General features: G+C 55.3%; 15 protein-coding genes and 1 pseudogene. 13 read left to right on the top strand and 3 right to left on the bottom strand.

The window, feature by feature from the left end:
• The 7 genes from AC09SL_RS26915 to AC09SL_RS26885 all read left to right on the top strand — a co-directional run.
• Nucleotides 1-8689 (top strand): hemagglutinin repeat-containing protein (locus tag AC09SL_RS26915; protein ID WP_479571965.1); only part of this gene is annotated, 8689 nt, incomplete at its 5' end.
• 308 nt (nucleotides 8690-8997) lie between these two features.
• Nucleotides 8998-9663 (top strand): hypothetical protein, encoded by a 666-nt coding sequence (locus AC09SL_RS26910; RefSeq protein ID WP_058546210.1) that lies wholly within the window; start codon nucleotides 8998-9000, stop codon nucleotides 9661-9663.
• Nucleotides 9664-9810: 147 nt separating this feature from the next.
• A complete protein-coding gene (locus tag AC09SL_RS26905; RefSeq protein ID WP_058546205.1) occupies nucleotides 9811-10845 on the top strand; it encodes a hypothetical protein in 1035 nt (344 codons plus the stop codon).
• A 181-nt stretch (nucleotides 10846-11026) separates the two neighbouring features.
• Nucleotides 11027-11593 carry an Imm6 family immunity protein gene (locus AC09SL_RS26900; protein WP_064107063.1) on the top strand — a complete coding sequence of 189 codons (567 nt, stop codon included), beginning with the start codon at nucleotides 11027-11029 and terminating at the stop codon, nucleotides 11591-11593.
• A gap of 76 nt (nucleotides 11594-11669) precedes the next feature.
• Complete coding sequence (locus AC09SL_RS26895; protein ID WP_058546206.1) at nucleotides 11670-12152, top strand: DUF6985 domain-containing protein; 483 nt, start codon at nucleotides 11670-11672, stop codon at nucleotides 12150-12152.
• A gap of 155 nt (nucleotides 12153-12307) precedes the next feature.
• Nucleotides 12308-13123: a hypothetical protein gene (locus tag AC09SL_RS26890; protein WP_153387633.1), complete on the top strand. Its 816-nt coding sequence runs from the start codon at nucleotides 12308-12310 to the stop codon at nucleotides 13121-13123.
• Between the two features lie 136 nt (nucleotides 13124-13259).
• Nucleotides 13260-13709: an SMI1/KNR4 family protein gene (locus tag AC09SL_RS26885; RefSeq protein ID WP_058546208.1), complete on the top strand. Its 450-nt coding sequence runs from the start codon at nucleotides 13260-13262 to the stop codon at nucleotides 13707-13709.
• A 294-nt stretch (nucleotides 13710-14003) separates the two neighbouring features.
• Here the strand turns inward: AC09SL_RS26885 and AC09SL_RS26880 are convergent, their stop codons facing one another.
• Together AC09SL_RS26880 and AC09SL_RS26875 are read right to left on the bottom strand one after the other, a co-directional pair.
• Complete coding sequence (locus AC09SL_RS26880; RefSeq protein WP_058546209.1) at nucleotides 14004-15365, bottom strand: Fic family protein; 1362 nt, start codon at nucleotides 15363-15365, stop codon at nucleotides 14004-14006.
• Nucleotides 15366-15548: 183 nt separating this feature from the next.
• Nucleotides 15549-15821, bottom strand: coding sequence for a hypothetical protein (locus AC09SL_RS26875; RefSeq protein WP_064107062.1), 273 nt, complete (start codon nucleotides 15819-15821; stop codon nucleotides 15549-15551).
• A 255-nt stretch (nucleotides 15822-16076) separates the two neighbouring features.
• Here AC09SL_RS26875 and AC09SL_RS26870 point away from each other — a divergent pair.
• The 5 genes and pseudogenes from AC09SL_RS26870 to AC09SL_RS26850 all read left to right on the top strand — a co-directional run.
• Nucleotides 16077-16262 (top strand): annotated as a pseudogene (locus tag AC09SL_RS26870) (leucine-rich repeat domain-containing protein); the annotation flags it as partial.
• A gap of 99 nt (nucleotides 16263-16361) precedes the next feature.
• Nucleotides 16362-17195: an oxidoreductase gene (locus AC09SL_RS26865; protein ID WP_058543819.1), complete on the top strand. Its 834-nt coding sequence runs from the start codon at nucleotides 16362-16364 to the stop codon at nucleotides 17193-17195.
• 21 nt (nucleotides 17196-17216) lie between these two features.
• Nucleotides 17217-18152: an AraC family transcriptional regulator gene (locus AC09SL_RS26860; protein WP_058543818.1), complete on the top strand. Its 936-nt coding sequence runs from the start codon at nucleotides 17217-17219 to the stop codon at nucleotides 18150-18152.
• Between the two features lie 231 nt (nucleotides 18153-18383).
• Nucleotides 18384-20078, top strand: a complete 1695-nt coding sequence (gene leuA / locus AC09SL_RS26855; protein WP_058543817.1) for a 2-isopropylmalate synthase — start codon at nucleotides 18384-18386, stop codon at nucleotides 20076-20078.
• A gap of 57 nt (nucleotides 20079-20135) precedes the next feature.
• A complete protein-coding gene (locus AC09SL_RS26850; protein ID WP_479571964.1) occupies nucleotides 20136-20246 on the top strand; it encodes a cupin domain-containing protein in 111 nt (36 codons plus the stop codon).
• Nucleotides 20247-21010: 764 nt separating this feature from the next.
• Here the strand turns inward: AC09SL_RS26850 and AC09SL_RS26845 are convergent.
• Entirely contained in the window at nucleotides 21011-21337 is a 327-nt protein-coding gene (locus tag AC09SL_RS26845) for a barstar family protein (protein WP_081264509.1), read from the bottom strand.
• Nucleotides 21338-21746: 409 nt separating this feature from the next.
• On the opposite strand from AC09SL_RS26845, the gene AC09SL_RS26840 reads away from it, so the two are divergent.
• A complete protein-coding gene (locus AC09SL_RS26840; protein ID WP_058543815.1) occupies nucleotides 21747-22721 on the top strand; it encodes a hypothetical protein in 975 nt (324 codons plus the stop codon).
• Nucleotides 22722-23158 lie beyond the last annotated feature (437 nt).

Below are 23158 nucleotides of genomic sequence, written 5' to 3'. Positions count from 1 at the left end.
CGCCATTGAAGGCGCGGGTCTGAACGCGAACAACGTCGACCGCTTCGAAATCATCACCCGCAGCGCCAAGATCAATGCCGAGCTCCAGGCGAAGAACCTGACCATCGTGGCCGGGCGCAACGACGTCAACGCCAATACCCTGAACGCCACTGCCCGTGCCGATGACGGCAGTGCGAAACCAGAATTGGCCATCGACTCCTCGGCCTTGGGTGGTATGTACGCTGGCGCCATCAAGCTGGTGGGGACCGAGGCCGGGGTTGGCGTGAAGCTGGACGGCAAGATGGTTGCCAGTGGCGGCGACATCCAACTCGACGCCAACGGTCATTTGAGTTTGGCGCAGACGGCTGCTGCCGGTGCCGTCGACATCGAGGCCAAAAGCCTGGAAACCCAGGGGCAGGTGTACGCCGGTAGCCGCCTGGACGTGAAGACCCAGGGCGACCTGACCAGCCAGAACAACCTGGTAGCGCGCGACAGCATTCACCTGGACAGCGGTGGCACGCTGAGCAACAACGGCATTATCGAAGCCGGGGTCAACGCCGATAACAGCCGCAATGCCACGGGTGATGTCACCCTCATTGCCAAGCAACTGAACAACGCCGGCAAAACCGTCATCGCCAGTCGCGACCTGAATGTCACGACCACCGCAGCGCTGAACAACCAGGGCGGCACGCTCAGTGGGCAGGGCAAGACCACCGTCACCGGCAACGTTGTGGATAACCGCAATAAAGGCCGGATCCTGGGTAACACCGAACTGCACCTGAGCGCCGATCAGGTCCTCAACAGCCAGGGCGGCCTGATCAATAGCCAGGGCCTGCTGACGGCCAACCTGGGCCATTTGGAAAACAATGCAGGTGAACTGTCGAGCCTGAACAGCGCGACCCTGGTCCTCGGCAGCCTGGACAACCTGACCGGCCTGGTCATGGCCGGCAAGAACCTCGACATCACTAACACCGGCGCGATCAATAACCGGGGCGGCGAGCTATCCAGCCAAGGCGTCATGACCGTGCGCACCGACAGCCTGGACAACCGCAACAAAGGCACCGTCGCCGCCAATGGCAAGCTGCTGGTCACGGCGACCGGCAAGGTCAACAACGCCGATAAAGGCCTGCTCGCCAGCCGTGCTGCTGAGGTCGAGTTCGATGCTGCCAGTTTGAATAACGCTAAAGGCACGCTGCAAGGCGAGGGCCTGGTCACCGTGGATGTATCCGGCGACATCGATAACCAGGGCGGCAGCATCATCGCCAAGGACGCCAAGCTGAATGTCTTCGCCACCAACCTGGACAACCGTGGCGGCGTGCTGTCCAGCGTCAAGGCCGCGCTGGAGGCACGCACCACTGGTGTGCTGAAAAACGGCTATGACGTGAACCGCCAGGGCGGCACGATCCAGGCCCAAGGACTCAGCATCCAAGCCTTGGCTGGGCTGTTCAACGACGGCGGACGCATCGCTGCGCAAGCCGGCGATGTCGTGGTCACCAACGCAGCGGCGAATATCAACAATCGCAACGGCGGGATATACGCCACGGGCAAGGTCTGGGTCACTGGCCGGGGCATGGACAACAGCGGCGGTGGGCAGGTCAGCGCCAGTCGCATCGACTTTGACCTTTCGGGCGCGCTGAACAACAACGCGGGCATCATCGAAAGCCAGGACAGCCTGGATATCCTGGCCGCCAGCTTGAGTAACCTGAAAGGCCAACTGCGCACTCTGGGCCAGAACAGCACCACGGTGTTCAACATCGGTGGCCTGTTCGATAACAACGACGGCACCCTGGAAACCGCCAGCCAAAATGTCGGCCTGGACACCGGCAGCATTCAGAACGTGGGTGGCAAGCTGTTGCACACTGGCCTGGGAGTGTTCGGCATCAGCCAGGCCAACCTGGGGCAGGCCGGCGGCCAGTTGGTGACCTACGGCAACCTGACGGTGACGGCTGATCGCTGGACCAACAGCACGGCGATCCAGGCCGGGAACCTGGTCGTGGATGTCGACCAGTTGACCCAGACCGCCACCGGCCAGTTGCTCAGTACCGACAGCATGGTGGGCCGTGGCAGCAACTGGCGGGTTGACGGCCTGATCGGCAGCGATGGAGCCATCGACCTGCAACTGACCGGTGCCTATGCAGGCAACGGCCGCTTGAGCAGCCTCGGCACCTTGGGCCTCAAGGCCGCACTGATCAATCTGGAGCAAAACGGCAGTATCGCGGGTGGCGGCACCACAACCGTCGTGGTCGATGGCGTCCTCAACAGCTACGGTCGCCTGACCTCGGCGGCGGACCTGAGCGTCACGGCCGCCATGGTCAACAACTACGGCACGCTGGGCAGTGCCGGGGCGCTCGGTGTAACAACCGGCGACCTGCTCAACGAACACGGATTGATCTTCAGCGGCGGCACTACCAGCCTGCGCGTCAACAGCCTGACCAACCGCTATGCCGATATCTACAGCCTGGGTGACCTGAACATTGATCGCGACGGCCTCGGCACCCGTGCCAGCCGCATCCTCAACAGCTCCGGCTCGCTGCAGAGCGACGGCAACATGCGCCTGGCAGCCAGCACTATCGACAACGTCCGCGAGATCTTGACCACCCACGATGCAGGCATCTACACCGCCTCGATCAGGGAGGTGGCCTGCATCCCAGGTGATTGCGACGGCCCCAAGCAAAACCACGTCTGGCAGATCATCCAGCGCGACAAGTTCGAAGTCACCGCGGCCAGCGCCGCCTCCAGCATCACCACCGGCGGCAACCTGAATATCCAGGGCGACACCCTGACCAACCGGAGCAGCAGCATCGGCGTCGGCGGTGCATTGACCGCCAACCTCGTCAGCCTGAACAACATCGGCATCGAGACTGGCGAGACCGAAACCTCGCGCACCTTCAGGTCCCAACGCACGCGCCACCCGAGTGGCTGGCGCGTCGCCGCGAATGACTTCACCAACAAATACTGGTTGCAGAGCCCGGGCTACAACGCCAACGACCTGGGTGACCTTGAAGCAGCGATGAGCCGCTTCATCGGCATGACCGAGACTGAGTTTCTGCAGTTTCGCACCCAGACCAGTACGACCGATAACCAGACCTATGCCGCGATTATCCAGGCCGGTGGCGCCATCGACATTCCTACCCAGGGCGACCTCAACAGCGGCGTCGTGCGTGGCGGCTACAACTACGTTGGCGCTGGCCCACGCACCGACACCCAGGCCGACAACGCCTTCTCGACCCGCATCAGCGTCAATCGGCAGCTACCCCCGAACCTGACTCAGCAACAGGTCGATCCGCTGGCCTTGCCGGGCTTTGACTTGCCCACCGGGCAAAACGGCCTGTTCCGCATGAGCGGCGACGGCTCCACCACGCCGACCCAGAGCACGGGCCTGACGCAAGTGCGTGGCCTGCCGGATCGCTCGTTCCAGGCCAACCCGCAAAAGTACCTGATCGAGACCAACCCGGCGCTGACCGACATGCGCCGGTTCATGAGCTCCGATTACCTGCTGACAAACCTGGGCTACGACCCGGACACCGCCGCCAAGCGCCTGGGCGACGGCTTCTACGAACAACGCCTGATCCAGCAAGCCGTGATCGCCCGTACGGGCCAACGCTTCCTCGACGGCCAGACCTCCGACGACGGCATGTTCAAGTACCTGATGAACAACGCCATCGCCAGCAAGGACGCACTTGCCCTGTCCCTGGGCGTCAGCCTGACCGCCGAACAGGTTGCGGCCCTGACCCATGACATCGTCTGGATGGAGACCCGGACGGTGAACGATCAACAGGTATTGGTGCCGGTGCTTTATCTGGCCCAGGCCAATAATCGTCTGGCGGCTAATGGGGCGTTGATTCAGGGTTCCGATGTGAGCCTGATCGCCGGTAAAAACCTGAACAATGCGGGCACCTTGCGCGCGTCCAGCAACCTGAGGGCGACGGCGGGCGACAGTCTGGTTAGCAGCGGGTTGCTGGAGGCGGGGAATCGGCTTGAGGCGTTGGCGAGTAAGGATCTTACCAACCGGGCTGGCGGGGTTATTGCTGGGCGGGATGTCAGTGTTGTTGCCGTGGCGGGTGATTTGACCAATGAGCGAACCATTACTCGGCATGCCAGCAGCACCGGCTACAAGACTGAGCAACGCGAATTTGCCGACAGTGCGGCGCGGATTGAGGCGAGTCATGACCTGAGCGCGGGCGCTGGGCGGGATATCGCCAATGTTGGTGGTGTGCTCAAGAGTGGTAACGACACCACATTGCGCGCAGCCCGAAATATGAACATCACCGCCGCCGAGCAGGTGGACAGCCATACGCAGGGCAGCAAACATCGAGACCAGACCATTACCCAGAATGGTTCTAGCGTTACGGTTGGACGCGATCTTCAGGCCGTTGCGGGTGGTGACCTCAAGGTGATCGCTAGCCAGGTCGAAGCCAAGCGGAACTTGGCCATTGTCGCTACCAAGAACTTGACCTTGGGGCCCGCGGCGAATGAACAGCATTCGTATGGCCAGAGCAAGAAGGTCAAGAGCATCGAGGATCATGTCCAGCAGGTGTCCACCACGCTCAAGGCGGGCGGGGATGCGACGCTGAGCGCGGGGCAGGATCTCACGTTGGTAGCGAGTACGGTCAACGCGGGGAATGAGGCGTACCTGGTGGCGGGTAACAACCTCGCCCTGAAGGCCGCTGCGGATCAGGACTACAGCTTCTACAGCAAGACCAAGAAGTCTTCTTCCGGGAAGAAATTCCGGCTGGATGAAACGGACAGCACCTCCCAAGTGGGCAGCCTGGTCAGTTCTGGCGGCAACAGCACACTGGTGACGGGAGAAAACCTGCTGTTGGCGGGTAGCGCGGTTACCGCCGAGAAAGGTGCGACGAAATTGGTCGCAGGCAAGGATGTTCAGATTTTTGCCGTGACGGATTCCGACAGCGCTCGACATGAGCGTAAGGAAAGCAAAAGCAGTTGGGGCGGGTTCAAGTCGAGCAAAGTCCAGGACAAGGTCGACGAGAAACGCACCACGGCGGTGGGCAGCATGGTCTCCGGCGAGACGGTTACGGTCGCGGGCGGCCAAGATGTGAAAGTGACGGGCTCGTCCCTGGTCAGTACCGGTGATCTGGCAGTCCAGGCCGGGCGCGACCTGACCATCGACGCGGCGCAGAACACCTTCTCGCGCACCGATATGCATAAGGAAAAGAATCGTGACCTGACAGGTGTGCTGACCGGTAACAAGCTGGGCCTGGATGACATGACGGGCAACCAGCATCTGTTTATCAACAGTCAGAAGCACAACGGCACGGCTACAGAAACCACGCTTACCGGCAGCACGATTGGCTCCAGTGCCGGCAATGTAACGCTCACGGCTGGGCGCGAGTTGAGTGTGGTGGCCAGTGATCTGGTCAGTACCAAGAACACCAACCTCTCGGGTTCCAACGTCACCTTGGCTGCCGGTATGGAAAGTGCCAGCCAGAGCAGCACGGACAAATCCAACGGTCTCGCCGTAGGGCGCGTGGTGGGTGGGGCGATTGTCGATACGGTGAAGAGCATCCGGGACAACGCGAAGGCCGCGCGGAACGCCGATGATGGTCGTCTGAAAGCCGTGAAGGGGGCACAAGCCCTGATGGCGCTCAACGGCATGGGCGATCGGGTTGACGATCTTGCTGCGGCCGCCAGTGGCAGCCCAAATAGTAGTGGTGCCGTGTTCAAGATCGGGACGGAGCTGGCCAGCACCCACAGCAAGAGCACTACGCAATACGACAGCACCACCGCCAAACAGACCACCGTCAACAGTGGCGGCAGCCTGCTGATCGTTGCGTCAGGCCAGGCTGCCGGGACCGCCGGGGATATCCATGTTCTCGGCAGTAAGCTGAAGGCGGCCGATACGCTGCTGCTGGCCAAGAACGACATCACGTTCGAGAGTGCACAAAACACCGAAGATCGTGAGAACCATAGCAGCAACAACAAGACCGCCATCGGGGCGAGCTTCAACATCGGCTCGCAAAACGGTTTCACCCTCGACCTGGGTGCCCAGCTCGCCAAAGGCAAGGGGAGCGGTCACGACGTCACGCAGGTCAACAGCACCCTGGATACGGGCTCGCTGAAACTGCAGAGCGGAAATGACACGACCCTGGCTGGCGCACAGATCCATGCCGACAGCATCCAGGCATTGGTTGGCGGTGACCTGAACATCGCTTCGCGGCAAGACACGTCCGAGCACAAGAACAAGCAAACCAGCGGCGGCTTTGGCGCCAGCATCTGTGTACCGCCGTTCTGTTACGGCGAAACGGTGACGGCGACCGCCAACATCGCCGCTAGCAACATGAACAGCAAGTACGAGGCGGTGACTGATCAAAGCGGTCTGTTCGCCGGCAAGGACGGTTACAACATCACCGTGGGCAAGAACACCGTGCTGCAAGGCTCGGTGATTGCCAGCGAGGCCACGGCCGATAAGAACAGCTTGAGCACGGACAGGCTGATCGTCAGTGACATCAAGAACGTCAGTGAGATCAAGAGCCAGTCTGCGGGCTTCAACGTCTCTTATGGCAGTGGTTATGGCGACTTGAAGCCAGGTACCACCTTTGGTGGCAGCGTTCCGCTGTCGCTCAAGGATTCCGACCACAGCACAACGCGCAGTGCTGTCAGCGAAGGCACGATCACGGTCCGCAATGCGGCAGGGGCCAATGATCTTGTGGGGCTGAGCCGGGACACCGACAACGCCAATTCGCGGTTGGACCGTCCAGATGAAAAGGCAATGGAGGAGCGGATCGAGCTGATCCAAAGCACCGTTGCCTTATCCAAGACGGTCATCTCCGAAGTCGCCAGTACGCAGCAACAGGCTGCTAGTGAAAGAGCTCGAAACGCTTCGACCGAGCAAGAACGCAATGCTGCAATCGCCGATGCCAAGAGCTGGGACGTGGGCGGTGACAAACGTTTCATGGCTGATATTGCCGCGGGCTTGATTGCGGCGGGTCTGGGCAGCGTTGGGGGCACCACGGCGGTGGGGCTGGTGGCGAACACCACGGCCGCCGACACGTATAAGAAAATTGGCGATTACGCCGACCAACAGTTGGCAGAGGCGACGCGCCAGAAAGACAAAACGCTTCAGGCCACATGGGGCGAGGGCGGTGCTGCGCGCGTCTTGCTCCACAGCCTGGCCGGCGCTGCGCAAGGCTTATCCAGCGGCACGGCCGCCGGGGGCGCGCTGAGCGCGGGAGCCTCGGCGACAATCATGCCGGCCATGGACAAAGTGCTTAAAGACGGCGGTATCGGTATCGACAGCCGGGATGCCTTTAATGCCTTGCTGGCAGCAGGTTTGGGAGCGGCGGTAGGTAAGGGCGGCATCTCCCAGGCGAGTGGCGCGAATATCGCGAGCAACGTAGAAAAATACAACCGCCAGGCCCACCCCACCGAAGCACGCCTGATCGAGCAGGAAGCGCCGAAGCTGGCTGCTCAGTTGGGCATCAGCGAGGCCGAGGCCGAGCAGCAGATGGCGCGGGCGTTTGCGTTTTATACCGATGCAGATTGGAACAAGACAATTGGTGGAGCGGACAGCCAGTTTGATGCTGTGACACTGGAGTATCTGGGGAAAGCATTGGCGCCGTTGGCTGATCGGTATGACACCACGGTTGGAACTCTGGAGAACGACAACAAGGGTTATACCTCCGGCGAGACGCTGGCTCTGATAAAGAACTACAACAAAACGCATTCATCTGAATTCAAGAATGCGGATATCAATATTGCGTACCTCGGTGACCCCGACTCGTATGGCACCACTGACCTGGCTAATTTCTACAAACTGAATCTTGATTTCAGCGGTAGAAAAAACGGGGCGTTTGACGGAGCCAAGGGAGCGCTAGCCGGTGCGGGTATAAGCGTGTGGTCCACGGTTCAATCCATGGCTTCGATGGGGAACGACCTGCTTTCGGGCCATGTATTGGAGGTTGCCAACAACGCGCTCGACCCATTTGTGGATCCACAGGACATCATTGGTGACTGGAAGGTCACTCAGGATGGCCAGGATTTTGTTTTCAAGCTGCAAAACAATCGCTATGGTCTGGCGCTGCAAGCGACGAAGAACAGTATTGATCTCGGGTCGTTGCTCCTTCCAGGGCTTGGCGAAGTGGGGGCAGTGGGGAAGGTCGGTGAGCTGGGGCAGTTTGAGGCGAAGCTTGCGCAGCAGTTGGATACTTTTACTGGTGCAAAAGGGCCGGTGCAGGTTGTCCCTGATGCAGTCAACCCTCCCAAGGTCAGCCCGGTTGAAGACCTGTTTGGGCAGACATTTGAAAGTATCCCGCTGTCGCACCTTCCCAATTGGAAGACCGGTTCGCTTGTAAATGATGGGGTGTTGGGCGAGCAACTGGCCCTTCAAACCCTCAACGGAAAAACCGGCCTCAATTTCAAGCCATTGCAGAACGGTAGCAACCACGGCTGTGATGGCTGCGCGGTGGCGATCAATGGCGATACGATTACCGTGGTGGTGATGGATGCGAAGTCTTCTGTGAACGGTGTGAATGCGGCACGCACGCCGCATGGGGATCCGGAGACAAGATTGAGAGGGTGGTTGCAAAAAAGTTCGATAACCCAATCCGATCCTGCGTTGGCTCGAGCCTTGAGATCCGCGCTGGGAAGAGATGGAGTCAAAGTCCAAGGCGTTACCGTTAAAGTCGGTTTGCCAGCACCCGCTAAAACAGGTCAAGCAGAAGTTAAGGTGGAACCATGGCCCAAAAAATAAATCAATTTGAACGCGTGGGTGTGAACCCAAGGTGGCCCTCTTACAAATCAGTACTTGCTCGCATCGCCAGAGGGCCGCATGTTGAGGACGCGTTTTATGTCAACGCGATACGCGAATACGTCACTAGGAAGGATGCAAGACCCACTGATCCAATGATGGTTCCAAATAAAAATAATGCGACAGATAGCATCTCAGAAGAAATGGCGCGGGTAAGACTTTATAAAGTACTTGCCACTGCACCAGACAACCCGCAATGGTTGCAAGAATTGGCTCACTGGATGCGTTACTACCAGGTAGGTGTTTGGCAATTGTACTTTTGGGCGCACCAGTACGATCAACGCCCCGGTAACTATATTCGCCAGCAAAACTACAGTATCCAAACCGGTGCCAACATGATGGGCACGATGGCGATCCTGGGCTGGAAGGATGCCGTCCTCCATCAGGGCTATCTCACTCATGCGGCGCTTAATCGCGAACATCAGTTGGTGATCGAGTACGAAGAGCAGCACCGCCGCGCCCAAGCCTTTATGCTTCGCGTGTTTGCCGATTGGGTGGGGAATGTATCGCACCTGTGGCCGGCCTATGCATATGATGAACCTATCTACGAAGCTCTACTGGCCAACTGGCGCACCGCCAACCCCGACGACTTGTTGCCCTGCCTGCTGGCCGCATGTGACCGCCACACCTGGCAAACCGGCAAAGACAGCCAAAAGAATTCGTACGATTTCGATCAGGAATGCCACATGGAGCGCGTGCCGTTGGAAATCCTCTACATACTGCGTCTACGCCAATGGGAAGGCTTGCCCAATCCTCAGCAGATTGATCATCCGCTGATGGCCGCGCCCTTTGACCAATTGCCGCCCGAGCAGCCAGTGCCTGAGTTGGACGAGTTGATGCAAGGTGTGCTCAAACGCGCAAGGGAAGACTGGCCACAGTACGATGAAGTGTTGTCGTTGCCAGCATTGAGGAGTTGAAAGGTGCAAAAGAGCTGAGAAAAAAGGGGACAGATTTATTTTTTTGCTAAGTACTTAAATAAATCTGTCCCCTTTTTTCCTTTTTTTCCTTTTTTTCCTTTTTTCTATTTTTCTTTTTTAAGCGTCAATGATGCGCTTGGAGCATTCATGAAGAAAGCAACGCTGCTAATTATTGGCTTGATTCTGACGTTATCCGGCTGCAAATCCAACGTCCGGGACTCTTCTCCTAACCTGCTTCGCGACGGTATCCAATTCCAGCAGAAAAAGGTTGTCGTCGATGCGCAGCACGCCAAGGTGATCATGAAAGCGACGGGCAATGTCGTCCCTGTGGAGTTTGCAATCAGGCGAGCGACGGACCCAGACCGACGTATGGATGTGCAGGGGACAGTGGTGGATTCCGGTCGCGGCAAAGTGTTCGGCTGGATTGCCAAGCTCAACGAAACGGCCCACAGCGCGACCTTGAAGCATTTCCCTCAGTTGGAAGTGCAAGCTGATCCCGATCAGCCATTCGAGGTATCGGGTTACGCCACTGGCGAAAGTATCAACCGCGGTTATCGTTGCGGTCCGATCAGCACCATTTTCACGCCGGAGAAAGGCAAGGTTTATCTGGCGGAACTCCAGTTTGTGGGTGGAGGCTGTGAACTGCATGCCTATGACATCACGCAGCCTCAGGAGCGTATTCCGGTCATAGGTAGCGCGCAAAACGGTGGCTTCGCCAACGCCGTCCCGGGTTGCAAGTCGGCAACGACCTCGGTGAATAATCAGCCGGTCACAACACAGTTTTGCATCAAATCCATCATGCTCCAGCCTTCGCAGTATCGCGTTAGCGTCAACGATCAGACTGTTTTCAGCGGTACCGATTACGAGCGCGTTGCTTTTGTAAAAACCGTTAAGGAAGGGGCCGTAACCGGTGGTTGCAATGAAATGATCGAGGCGCAGGCGGGCACTACTCAAAAGCCTGTCGCCTTTAAAGACCTGCCAGCTGATTTAGTAGCGGGCTGCCACATTACTGCGGACGCTGAGGGCAGAGCCCAACCGTTTAGTAAAGATGAAGCCTGTGACAAGGTGTTCTACAAGGCCATGATGCCGGTTTTAGGCAAGGTAGTACCCGTGGAGGTGGCGCGGCAATGTTTCGTCAGAATAGGGGGGCAGACAGTATTTGAGGACCGTTTCAGTTTCTGACTTAAGATTTGAGATGCGTTTATATGAGGATGTGGTCCTCCATAATATTTTCGTTTGTTTTCGTTGCTAATTCTATATCTATATACCTAAGTAGTAGTAATTCATGTGGGAAAAAGGGGGCGGATTTATTTGCTTGCTCAGTTATTAAATAAATCCGTCCCCTTTTTCTGAGAGGTTTTCCATGGAGAATAGCGAGTTGTTAGGTGTTATCGACAGCATGGTTTGGACTAAGAAGGCCGCTATTTTTCTTCTATTGCTGGATCGCGCTTTAGTGAATCTAGAGTCCGCGAACCTAACTCACGATAGGTGTGAGGAAGCTATCGATCTCTGCTGGCAGTGGATGTCTGATCGCAGTGTGGATGGGGACCACTTGGCGTATTATCTGGACTCTGGTGAAATGCAAAATGGTCCGTTGGCAGAGCAAAATTTTGAATCGGATAGTCTGCAACAGAATAGCTTGATTCTAATTCTCTTAGTTGTAGGTTTTTTTGCTCATCGGGCTTATGAGTTTTCAGGTCAACAAGAAAAGATGTCAGCGTCAATAGCCGAGGCGAATGAGGGGGCTATTGACTACATTGTTGACTATGTCGACAAGACCGACCTTCGGAGTGTTTTATTTGGTTTTCTGTCCAAGAGCGAAACGTTTAGTGGGGGGGCTTTCATGATTCGTGCACCTTGGGGAGATGAACAATACTGGCGCGGTCGTGAAACAAAAGATAACAAAAAAGGGGACAGATTTATTTTGTGAAACACAGAGGGGCAGATTTGTTGGTTTTGCTCGGTTTATAAATAAATTTGTCCCCTTTTTATTTAGGCGGTTAAAAATGAGTTTTGTCTCAGGTAGTGATTTTGGTGAGCTGCTTTTTGATGGGATTTGGACCGGGCTGTGCGATGTAGTGATTTTTGGATGCCACCATGAGGTGCCGCTTGTTGTTCAAACGTTTGATGGCGACCCAATATCTGAAACTCAGCGGCTTGCGTTTCGAGAGTTTGATTCAAATAAAATCGCGATTTCTTTATTGATAGAAGAAACTGTTTTCAACTATTACCTTGGTAGGGTTGAGGAATACCGAGAATGCTTTGGTGCTGAAGAGGTCGATATCAAGGCGCCCAGAGTCCATGCAGTTGACGATATGCATGGATTAGTTTCTTTGAAGTGCATTAAAGTAATGTCCGCTTTTAATACCAGGGCGCGCGAAATCGGTTTTATCTTTGATGCCACCTTCGACCCCCAGCTTGGTTTGGGGGTTCTGGTTACTAATGGTTCAGTAGAAGCTGTTGATGCGCAGGATATTTTGCTGGGTTGATTGGCGTATAGAAAAAAGGGGACAGATTTATTCTTTTGCTAAGTGCTTAAATAAATCTGTCTCCTCTTTTTTCGTTGCGGTTGGCCCCATCTCACCTTTGCACAGAATAGAAATTCCTGACTGGTCCACTCCTCTGGTGCCAAAACGGTAAGAATATGAACTTTGAAAACGCGCTTAAAGCTCTCAGTCTGCCGGATGCAGTGGTAGCGTGTGCTGCCGGAAGAATCAGGTCACCCATTTGCACTCTAGAGGCACCTGCTCAATGGTTTGGTTTTCCACCTGCGCTGGTCCCAATCTGGAGTGACGGCTCTCGTCCAACCTATATTGGATATTGGAAGCACTGGTTCGTGGAGCGGGAGCCTTGTTTTGTAAAGATGTTCGTAAGCTCCGATCGCATGACGACGGAGATCGCCAGAACGCCTTCACAATTGTTTGGAGTAATCGCGATGATGGCGATCAGTTTGGATGATGGGGTGACGTTAGATCTTGAACAGTTTGCGGCGAGGGTAGGGCTTGAAAGCTTATCGGAGCTGGATGCGGTCTCTCTGAAAACAGGTGACGACCCAAAGGGGTTTCCCAAGGCAGAGCTGTTTAGAACATTGACCCCTCTTGACTGTAATTCTTATGACGGCAATCCATATATGGGAGACTTTCCCAGTGAGTTTGCCAGAGGGAACTGGTGGGAAACTAGCTGTTCCTTTGAGGTTCTCAATAAGAATATGCGAATACCAGAGAGCGCGAGCTTGCCTGGCTGGTTTGATCCTGTTCAGGTAAAAACGACGCTATTCGAAAGTTTTATGTCGGAGGGTCGCTTGGACTATGCCTGGCTGACATTGAACTCGACTGGCTGGTTAATTGCTGATGCAAGACGGGCGATTATAGAACTGCAAGCTCGCACCTGCGATGAGGTTTTCGGTTGTGTTGCTGCGTCTTGGCTATCGTTTGCTGATGATAGTGCTGGAGGTTATTGAATGTGCTAGTGCTCTGAGAAAGAAAAAAAGGGGGCAGTAAGGCGCAAAGGGAGCGGGCTTATTGGGTTTTCTCAGTTTATAAATAAATCTGCCAACTTTTTGCGCTATGAGCAGAAAATTTATTTGGTAAATAACTATGATGAATTCAGTAGAAATAAGACGTCTTATAGACGAAATAACATCCGCTGAGCTTTTTGAGGGGGATTGTGGTGACTGTATTTTTAATGTTGATGCCATACTGAGCGGTGTTGAAGAAATGGACCGAAAAAGTGTGCCTACTGATTATCTTGAGTTTCTTGAAAATTTTGGATTCGGTGAACTAGACGCTGCTTTTTACGTTGATGATGGTCCGGAAAAATATTCAACTATATGCGGTCGGGAAATTGAGGGTTATGAAGGAGTTTATATAATCGGTGGGAGTTCGAGCGACGTGCTATATGCTTTTGACGCAAAGAATAATTGGCAAGTTGTAGAGGTTAGCTCAGAGTTGGATGGGTTTGAGGTGTTAGCATCGAACTTTTCTGACTTTATCTTAGAGAAGCTTAAGTATATAAAGTCCATGGTTGAGCGACGCGCGGCACGCTAATGGTTACTTTGCGATCTAATAGGTTCAAAAGCGACAATTGGGACCAACGATACAGCCTCAGTGGAGATAGGGTCTTCTGTACCTCAACTAAAAAAAGGGGCAGATTTATTTTGTTAGTTGCAGAGGGGCTGCCTCATTGCTTTTCTTGGTTTATAAATAGATCTGTCCCCTTTTTTTTACTTCGATACCAGCAAAAAGGGATCGAAAGGGGACAGATTTATTTTATGAGCAGGTCTGTTGGTTTGTATGTTGATGAATAAATGGGCGTCCCCATTTTTGCGCAGTGATCATCCATCAGTGGCCATGGAGCGACTTCCAGGACATGAACTCTGATGGTCGTAACCCATAGCGTGCGAGGACCCCTTCGTGCAGTCGACGGAGTTCTTCGACGATCAGTGCTTGCACCTCCGGCTGCTCTCTTTCCGAAACATATTCCGTTACCGAGCGTTGAATACATGACAATGGGTCAAGCTCTGGGTGAGTGACGATTTCCCGAATGGTCTTCTTGATGAGGTCTCGCCATGCCAGGCGTAAAGGGTCCGGCTCCGCAAGGTCTTGCTTGATTGCCAGATATTCCTGTGTTGAGCGTTCGTAGGCCCAGATATACAGGTCGCGAAGCAGCTCTACCCGAGTCATTTCGTACACGCCCAATGTGGCTCGGCTGTAGGCCTGCTCCGGTACATCCAGAAAGGTCAGCGGACAAAGGTTGGCCCGGAACAAAGGGAGATTCGCTGCCAGTCGGGAGGTGCGTTTATTGATGTCGGCAAAAGGCTGCAAATAGGGCAGGTGCACCATCATGAAGAAAGACTGCTCGAACGGATCAGCGATCTGATTGGCTTTGCCAAGCAGGACGTCCAGTGCATCTTCAATTTGCTGTGGCGTTGAGAGCGGGCGATAGGTACTTTTCCCGATGTCGACGGCGTGCTGGCGAATTCGGCCCTCGTCTGCTGGGTTGGGCAGCAGGTTTTCGGCCAAGGCGCTATGCAGGTTCATCAATGTGTAGCGGTTGAACTCGGCACTCTCGATGTTCTCGACCAAAAGCTCGATAGCTGTCTTATGGTTCAAGATCATCTGCGTTTCTATAGCGGCCTTGCCCTGTGCTGCCTTACCTTGCTCGATGAGTTGTCGCGTGTCGAGGCGTGAGTAGGTGTTCCCTTCCAGATGGCTTGATGCCCACGACAGATCAATCAACAAGCGATTCAGGACCGCCCGGCTGTAAGTGCCTGCTGGCTCCGTCGCATCTGCGGTTTTGCCCATCCTGTGCAATTGGCGCCGCAACGACTCAGGTAAGTACCCTGTCTCGTTAGGACGATAGGCGTCCAGAAAGTCACGTTGGTAGCCCACCGGCTTGCGCGCTTCTGTGGGCTGGTTGATATAGGCGAGTATGTCCCGGCTGTCTGCAGATAATGGAATGAAGGCAGGGAAGGCATCGGTGTCAGTATTCAGGGCGTGGGTTTCGGCCTGGTGTTCTATTGCGAAATAACGTCGTGCCCTGCCTTCTCCCTGTGCAGTGATTTGGCTGCTTTCGACCAGATTTGCAAGGATGCGCTGCGCCGTTCGCCGGGCGATTTCCGGGTGCTTGGTCAAAAGCTCTGAGAGGCTCGCCCCGCTCCTGGATGCCAGGATACTGTTCAGTATGTCGGTGGTCGAAGGCATGGTTATGTTGGCGCTGTTAGAGAAGATTTGGCGCGATTATGGCGCAGTTCTCAGAATCGCGCCATTTTGGGTTGAAAATGTGGCGCAGTTCTTGACGAACTGCGCCACAGCTCATCGGAGTAGATGGATGTAGTTGCTCCCGACGGTGGGGGCTACGTTATGGCCATAGTCGCCCGTCTTCACTTACTCCGCCGCCTGCGCCCGCAATCGTCTGCCAATCACATCCATCACATCACACCCGTCGCGCAGCGCAATCGTCAGCATTTTGCAAAAGTCGGAAAGCACCAGCGTGTCGGAACTGATCTCTGAACGGAACGCGATGTTTTCCAGCAGTTGAGTCACCGTGCGGATACGGTAGTCGGCGGTTTCGAAGAGGACATCAAGCGGGGCTTCGGTGTCGATCAGCAGGGTAGCGGGGGTGCAGTCGATGCCGGTGATGGGCATGTATCGATTCATCGGTAGGACCTCATTCAGTTGTAAGGAGCTACCTCGTTGCCGGGTCGCCAAACCCGAGTCGCCATTGGGCGACGAGGAACTATAGGCCGCCCCGATCAAGCGCTACAAGACACCGCTTTCCGAGCTTCATGTAGGAGCTTTGGCCTTTCTACGGCTGTATTTCCCTACATTTGGTTTACAGCTATCAACGGGTTCGAATTAGCCGTCCATTTGGCACCTTGTCATGGCTAGAGAGGGGACTGTGGGTGAAAGCGATTGCCGCTGCGGGACCTGACACTCGGCGCCGATCCAGGGGAATCGCGGATCACGTCGGCCGTGGTGCCGGTGTTGGAGCAACTGCCGCTGCAAACACTGTGGTTGCCCAACCGCGCTGGGATCGATGCAAACGGTTGGGACCGCTTGGCCAGGTTGCCAGCCCACGTGACCGGTCCGGGAATCTGACGCGCTGATAGGAATAGGCAATGCCCCAAGGCAAACCGGCATAGGTGGGCCATTTTTCGATCGTTACCATGGCCTCCTGTTTATCCATTGGAGTTCACCATGCACGACAGAAAAACCCTCTTCATCACCGGCGTGAGCAGTGGCTTGGGCAACGCCCTGGCGCAGGAGGCGCTCGCAGCGGGCCACCGTGTCATCGGCACCGTGCGCAGTGAGGCGGCGTTGCAGGCTTTCGAAGCGCTCTCCACGGAACGTGCCCATGGCGTGATCCTGGATGTCACCGAGTTCGACCGAATCGATAGCGCAGTGGCGCAGATAGAAACCACTTACGGCCCGGTCGATGTGCTGGTCAACAATGCTGGCTACGGTCATGAAGGCATCTTCGAGGAATCGCCGCTGGAGGCGATGCGTCGCCAGTTCGACGTCAACGTGTTTGGCGCGGTGGCGGTGACCAAGGCCTTTGTGCCGTACTTTCGTCAGCGCCGTGCCGGTCATATTCTCAATATCACCTCCATGGGTGGCACGATTACCATGCCGGGCATTTCCTATTACTGCGCGAGCAAGTTTGCCCTCGAAGGCCTCTCCGATACGCTGAGCAAGGAACTGCTACCGTTCAACATCTTCGTGACCGCGGTGGCGCCTGGCTCGTTTCGCACCGACTGGGCGGGGCGTTCGATGCAGCGCACGGCGCGGAGCATTGCCGACTACGACGCCAGTTTCGATCCGATACGTAAAGCGCGCGTGGAGAAAAGCGGCAAGCAACTGGGCGACCCTCGGAAAGCGGCGCAAGCGATGTTGCAGATCATTGCCAGCCCGACGCCACCGGCGCATGTGTTGTTGGGCAGCGATGCCCTGAACCTGGTGCGCGACAAACTCAGTCGTGCCGCCAATGAGATCGATCAATGGGAAGCGCTGAGCCGTTCGACCGACGGTTGAGCGGCCAGCAAAGGGGCATCAATGACTCAGGCCTCAAACACCTCACGCATGGTGCGGTTGATGGAACAGCTTGCGCCGGTCGAGGGCTACAACCTCAGCGCGCTGGAGGACATCCGTTTTCTGCGTTCGAACCGGCCGCTGACGCGCACGCCGGTGTTGTATGAACCCGGTATCGTGATCCTGTGCCAGGGGCGCAAGCGCGGTTATCTGGGGGAGGACGTCTACGTGTATGACGCCCAGCACTACCTGGTGGTGTCTGTCCCTGTTCCATTCACCATGGAGACCGACGCCACCGAAGCTGAGCCCATGCTGGCGGTCTACATGCGCCTCGACTTACAGCTGGCCAGCGAGTTGATGTTGCAAGTCGACGAGACCCTCGGCCCCAGCGATGCCCAACCCAAAGGCATGTACGCCTCGCCCATGGACGATTTGCTGCGCAGCTCGACGCTGCGTTTGCTGGAAGCCATGAGCCGCCCGGGCGAAGCGCAAATACTCGGGCCGTCACTGGTACGGGAAATCTACTACCGGATCCTGACCGGCGAGCAGGGCGGCTCGATGCGCGCCGCGCTCAGTCGCCAGGGGCACTTCGGCAAGATCACCCGGGCGATCCGCAAGATCCACAGCTGCTACCACGAGCATCTGGACGTCGAAGCGCTCGCCGACGAAGCCAACATGAGTATCCCCAACTTTCACCTGCACTTTCGCAGCGTGACGGACTCCACGCCCATGCAGTACTTGAAATCGACACGCCTGCACCAGGCGCGATTATTGATGCTGCACAACACCATGAGCGCCTCGACGGCGGCGTTCAACGTCGGCTACGAAAGCGCCTCGCAATTCAGTCGCGAATTCAAGCGGATGTTCGGGCGCACGCCTCAGGCGGAGATTGAATGGATGAAGGCGACTTATGCGTTGCCGGCGCCTGTTGCGCCGTCTGTTTATGTTTCGTCGCATTAGGGGTGGATTACCCCTATCCCGGAAGATCCAGAATTGTCCAATATTTAAGTGATCGAGCATCAGTAACCAATATTTTTATGGTTATTGGTTTTTCTTGTGGTTTTCCACCTTTTTATGACGTGAAGACGCAATTTGTATCAAGTTGTGTTCGTTTATTATTGGATCCAATGTTCGGTGGCGTCAGATGCCGAGCCTGCCCACCTACGGACGGTATAAAAAAGGAGAGCCGCCATGATGCTGAAGGATCCTTCCAGCAAATACCGACATTTCACCACAGTGGATCTGCCGGACCGCACATGGCCCGGTCAGGTCCAGTCCGTTGCGCCTAGCTGGTGCAGCGTCGATATGCGCGATGGCAATCAGGCCTTGATCGAGCCGATGAATGCCGAACGCAAGCGCCGTTTCTTCGACCTGTTGGTCAAGGTCGGCTTCAAGGAAATCGAAGTAGGTTTTCCCGCCGCTTCGCAGACCGATTTCGACTATGTGCGCGAACTTATCGAAACGGGTGCGATTCCCGATGACGTGACGATTCAGGTCATGACGCAAGCCCGCAGCCATCTCATCGAGCGCACGTTTGAGGCATTGAAGGGCGCTCCCCGCGCTATCGTGCATGTGTACAACGCGACCGCACCGGTGTTTCGAGACGTGGTATTCGGTGTTGACCGCGCCGGGTGCATCGAGATTGCCACCCAGGCCACTCGCGAAATCAAACAGCACATGGACAACAATCCCGAGACGCAGTGGACCTTCCAGTATTCCCCCGAGACTTTTTGTTTCACCGAGTTGGATTTTGCATTGCAAGTCTGCGAGGCGGTGACGGACGTCTTTGCACCAACGCCTTGCAACAAGATGATCCTGAATCTGCCGACGACCGTCGAAGTCTCCACGGCCAATGTCTTCGCCGATCAGATCGAATGGTTTTGCCGGCATTTCAGCCGTCGTGACAGCGTGATCATCAGCGTCCATCCGCACAATGACCGGGGCACCGGGGTTTCCACCGCCGAGCAGGCCTGCCTGGCCGGTGCCGAACGGGTCGAGGGCACGCTGTTTGGTAACGGCGAGCGGACCGGCAATGTCGATATCCTCACCCTGGCCATGAATCTCTACACCAGCGGTATCGATCCGCAGCTGGATTTCTCGGACATCATCCACGTCCAGCGCGAGGTGGAATACTGTAATCAGCTGCCCACGCATCCTCGCCATCCTTACGCGGGTGAGCTGGTGTTCACGGCTTTCTCAGGGTCGCATCAGGACGCGATCAAGAAAGGCTTTGCAGTGCGCCAGGCCAACCCCGATGGCTTCTGGGAAGTGCCTTATCTGCCCATTGATCCGGCGGATATGGGGCGCAGTTATGAGGCGGTCATCCGCGTCAATAGCCAATCCGGCAAAGGCGGCGTGGCCTATCTGCTTGAGCAGCATGGGGTCGTGATGCCGCGCCGGTTGCAGATGGAGTTCAGCAGCCTGGTCCAGCAAGAGGCGGATGGATCGGGCCAGGAGATCAGTAGCGAGATGATCCTTGCGTGCTTTAGTCGGCACTATCTGGATGAGGGCAATCCCTACAAGTTGTTGCAGCCCAAATTGGTCAGCGAAGGCGCTGTGACGTACCTGGAGGGCGTGCTCGACATGGGTGGCACCAAGTTCGATCTCAGCGGTGAGGGCAACGGGCCGCTGGCGGCGCTGGTCGATGCATTTGCCCAGCGAGGCGTTCACTTCGATATCGCCGATTATCATGAGCACGCTGCTCGCGATGGGGCTCAGGCCGAAGCACTTGCCTATGTCGAGATTCGCGTAAATAACCGGCTGCTATTCGGCGCCGCGCGCGACGGCAGTAGTTTGCTGGCGTCCCTCAAGGCGGTGACAAGCGCCGTCAATCACGCATCGCGCCTGGGGCTGCTCAGCGTGATGAGCGCTGTGGTGCCTTGCTGACATGGTGCGTGTACAACCCTGGCGACGTTGGCCGGTAACTACGGTCATGGGGGCATAGTGGCTTCGCATCGGCATGCCGAAGGGCAACGGGTGTATGCCATTAATGGCGTGATGTCGGTCTCGGTCGCCGGTACGACGTGGGTGGTTCCCTATGGCCACGCGCTGTGAGTAACCTCGGGTTGGACACGCGTAGGGCGGGAGCAGGCGTCGGAGAGTTTTGGTGGGGCACAAAAAAAGACGTCCGTGGACGTCTTTAGATGATGAAATGGTGGGCCGGGGTAATCTGAACTGATCGTGTATCTATCTGATTTTGAATAATAAATTTTGTAAGATTTTTTTGATGGAATACGTTATGGAATACCACTGAGCGCACGGTGGTCGTGTAACCAACGATGGCTACGATGGTATGCTCGCAGGAAGGCAGATTATCTCCCAAGGTACGTCGCCCAGAAGGACCCATTGTCGGCAGCAACCGATCCGTATCTGACGTTTGCCAAAGGTAGAAAACGGTCAGAAGCGGGCATTTGACAGAAAGTACGCGATGACGAAGTTTTCACTGTGGCTCCAATTCTGACCATAAACCTCTGCGCCCAATGCCGGCCATTACTGTTCCGTAGTCTTCAAAATTACAGATATTCACCTCAGCCTGGCTCGTCCACGTTGCTTCACATTCTTCGCATACCCACAGCGAAAGTCGTGTAGAGCGGACCCGCATTGCTCGAACGTAACCTTGGCCGCACCTTTGGCATTCAATCAGCACGTAAATAATCTCTGACAGGACTTAGGTGTAGTCTAATCCTATCGACCGCTTGTGGCCGTTTTCAGCCTTTCGCGACAGGCAGAAATCGGCCAAAAGCGGCCTGTCAGGACGGTCAACTTTCACCTTGTCGCAGTCGCTGATAACACTCCTGTCGATTGATATGGGCGAGCACTTAAACATTAAAAGCATGCGCCAGGAGTGGGGTGCCGCCAGCAACGACCACTCGCCAGTTCACAAAAGCTGCGCATTCCACAAGCGCTTCAAATTGTTCAGGACAGCGACGCTTGAAATTCTGGGCATTGTCGATGACCAATGAAAGCGGTTGTCCGCTTTGTACATGGATAGACGACATTTCTGCACTGGGGTCATCGAGGTATGAAAGGCAATCAACCCAGGCGTCCATATTGCGGCCGTAGAAGCTCGGGAAGCCGAACTTTTCTGCGAAAACACTGTGGAATGTTTGCCAGTCAGTTATCAGGTTTGCATCCACTAGCACCATTGTCAGATTACCCTCCGCCACATAAAAAAACAGGTATGGCGGTCTCGCAAGATGAAGTCAATTGCTGACTACATATTTGTGAAATCCAGGGCCTAATACGCTACAGATGACGTTCCAGTGCCCATTTATGGCCGATTGCTGCCCCTCTGAGAAGGGCAGCAATTTGGCCCGCAGACGTCGTTCGTGAGCGGTAGCTGTCGACCCATAGCAGACCTAGCCAAAGGCGGGTTTGACGAGTCAGTTTGAGCTTGAGGCAGCGAAGGCGGGCACTCCACCCTGTCTTGACCGAGCACCACATTGGTCTAGCCACATCAACTAATCCTCCTTATCCTCCTTGCTCAGCCCGGAACAGACCAACGACTGTTTTGCTGCGAAGATTTCGTAATTTCTCTTGACCAATAGGTGCGAAATGGAAGGCGAAGAAGGAAAGAAAACTCAGTTGTTTGTAGGGTTTAGAAAAGCCAATGGCCAGATAGGATATATCTCAGAAAGCCTCTCAATCCCTGAGTTTTTCGAGATGGTGCGGCCTTCAGATAACCATGGACGAGTTCTAGTTGATTTTTCACCGGTGATTGAGGCACTTCACGCGCTACACAAAGAAGCCGGTGACGAAGCAGTTATCAGCAAATATAAGTCCATGTATAGCTACTGGCACGATTCTATATCATACAGCGATTTTCGGATCAGACTGCCCAAATGTGAAAGCTTATCGGTAGCTGCCAACGAGTTACTGGCAATTCTCGAAGGCAGGGTAACCAAGCACAGTATGGCCTATAGCGGTCGTAGAATAGGTGACTCGAATGACAATCTAAAGGTCATTTTGGCACTTGAAAAAGATGTGAACACTGCAATTGATACACTACTTTGTTTCATTCATTCCAAGGCATCTCTAGAGATTGCCTCGTTTAAAAGGGACGTAGTGCTGGGCGGATACTGCATACGACTACTTTCAGTGCTAGAGGGCTTGTTGACTCAAGTCATTGATTACTCAACCTACAATGATAATTTTAAGCTGGAAAGCGATTCTTTATTATTTCATTTGGCAATAACTAATAACGACGACGTTGACAGCTACAGCCGGCTGCTACCTAATTTTGGAGTTAAGGAAGATCTGCGTCTAGCCGTTCTGCATCGCGGCGAGAGCTATGAAGTTACGGATGGGCGTAATGATCGTTATATCGAGGTAGTAACTCGTTATCGTGTTCCGGATGGAAATGAATTGAAAATGGCTAAAGTGCTCAGGGACTTGTGTTACAAGATACATTCAATGAGCGGTTTGATCCACACCCTCAAACATGAGGACGTCCGGTGGGACCCGTCTGAAAATTCGATTGATGAGTTGAAGGACCTGATTCGCCTCCCTCCCTCGACAGTAAACCCTTAATAGCATTGAGCGGGCGAGGATAATCGACGGCGGTTTAAAATTCAGTTTGTAGTGGCTGATGAGTTCGCCCCCTCTGGGCAGGAATGTTTCGTCTTATTAAAGGGGGGGCTGACTACCAAACGACGTCATACCCTCTAGCCTAAAGCAGCCGGGCTGGTGCTCGATCACAGTGACCGCTCGATTCTGGCCGTTAGCTGCGCTTAGCGAAGGTCTGCTTTTGGCCGTTTTCTGCCTTATGCGAAGGGCGGCTTTGGGTCGATTCCAACCACCCGCGACAGGCAGAAATCGGCCGATTCTGTTGAAAAATCGGCGATGGTTTCCACGGCAGAAAAGTAAGCGCTTGAAATTGAAATCTTTACAACCTTCCATGGTGAATGCGCGATGCAGCAAGCAGTTTTCAGGTTGACTCCCGACCGGGAACGTTGCCCTGCCAAAAT

The organism is Pseudomonas sp. PF05, assembly GCF_056521845.1.
The sequence above is the reverse complement of the archived record's forward strand: the minus strand, read 5'-3'. Positions and strand labels throughout refer to the sequence as shown.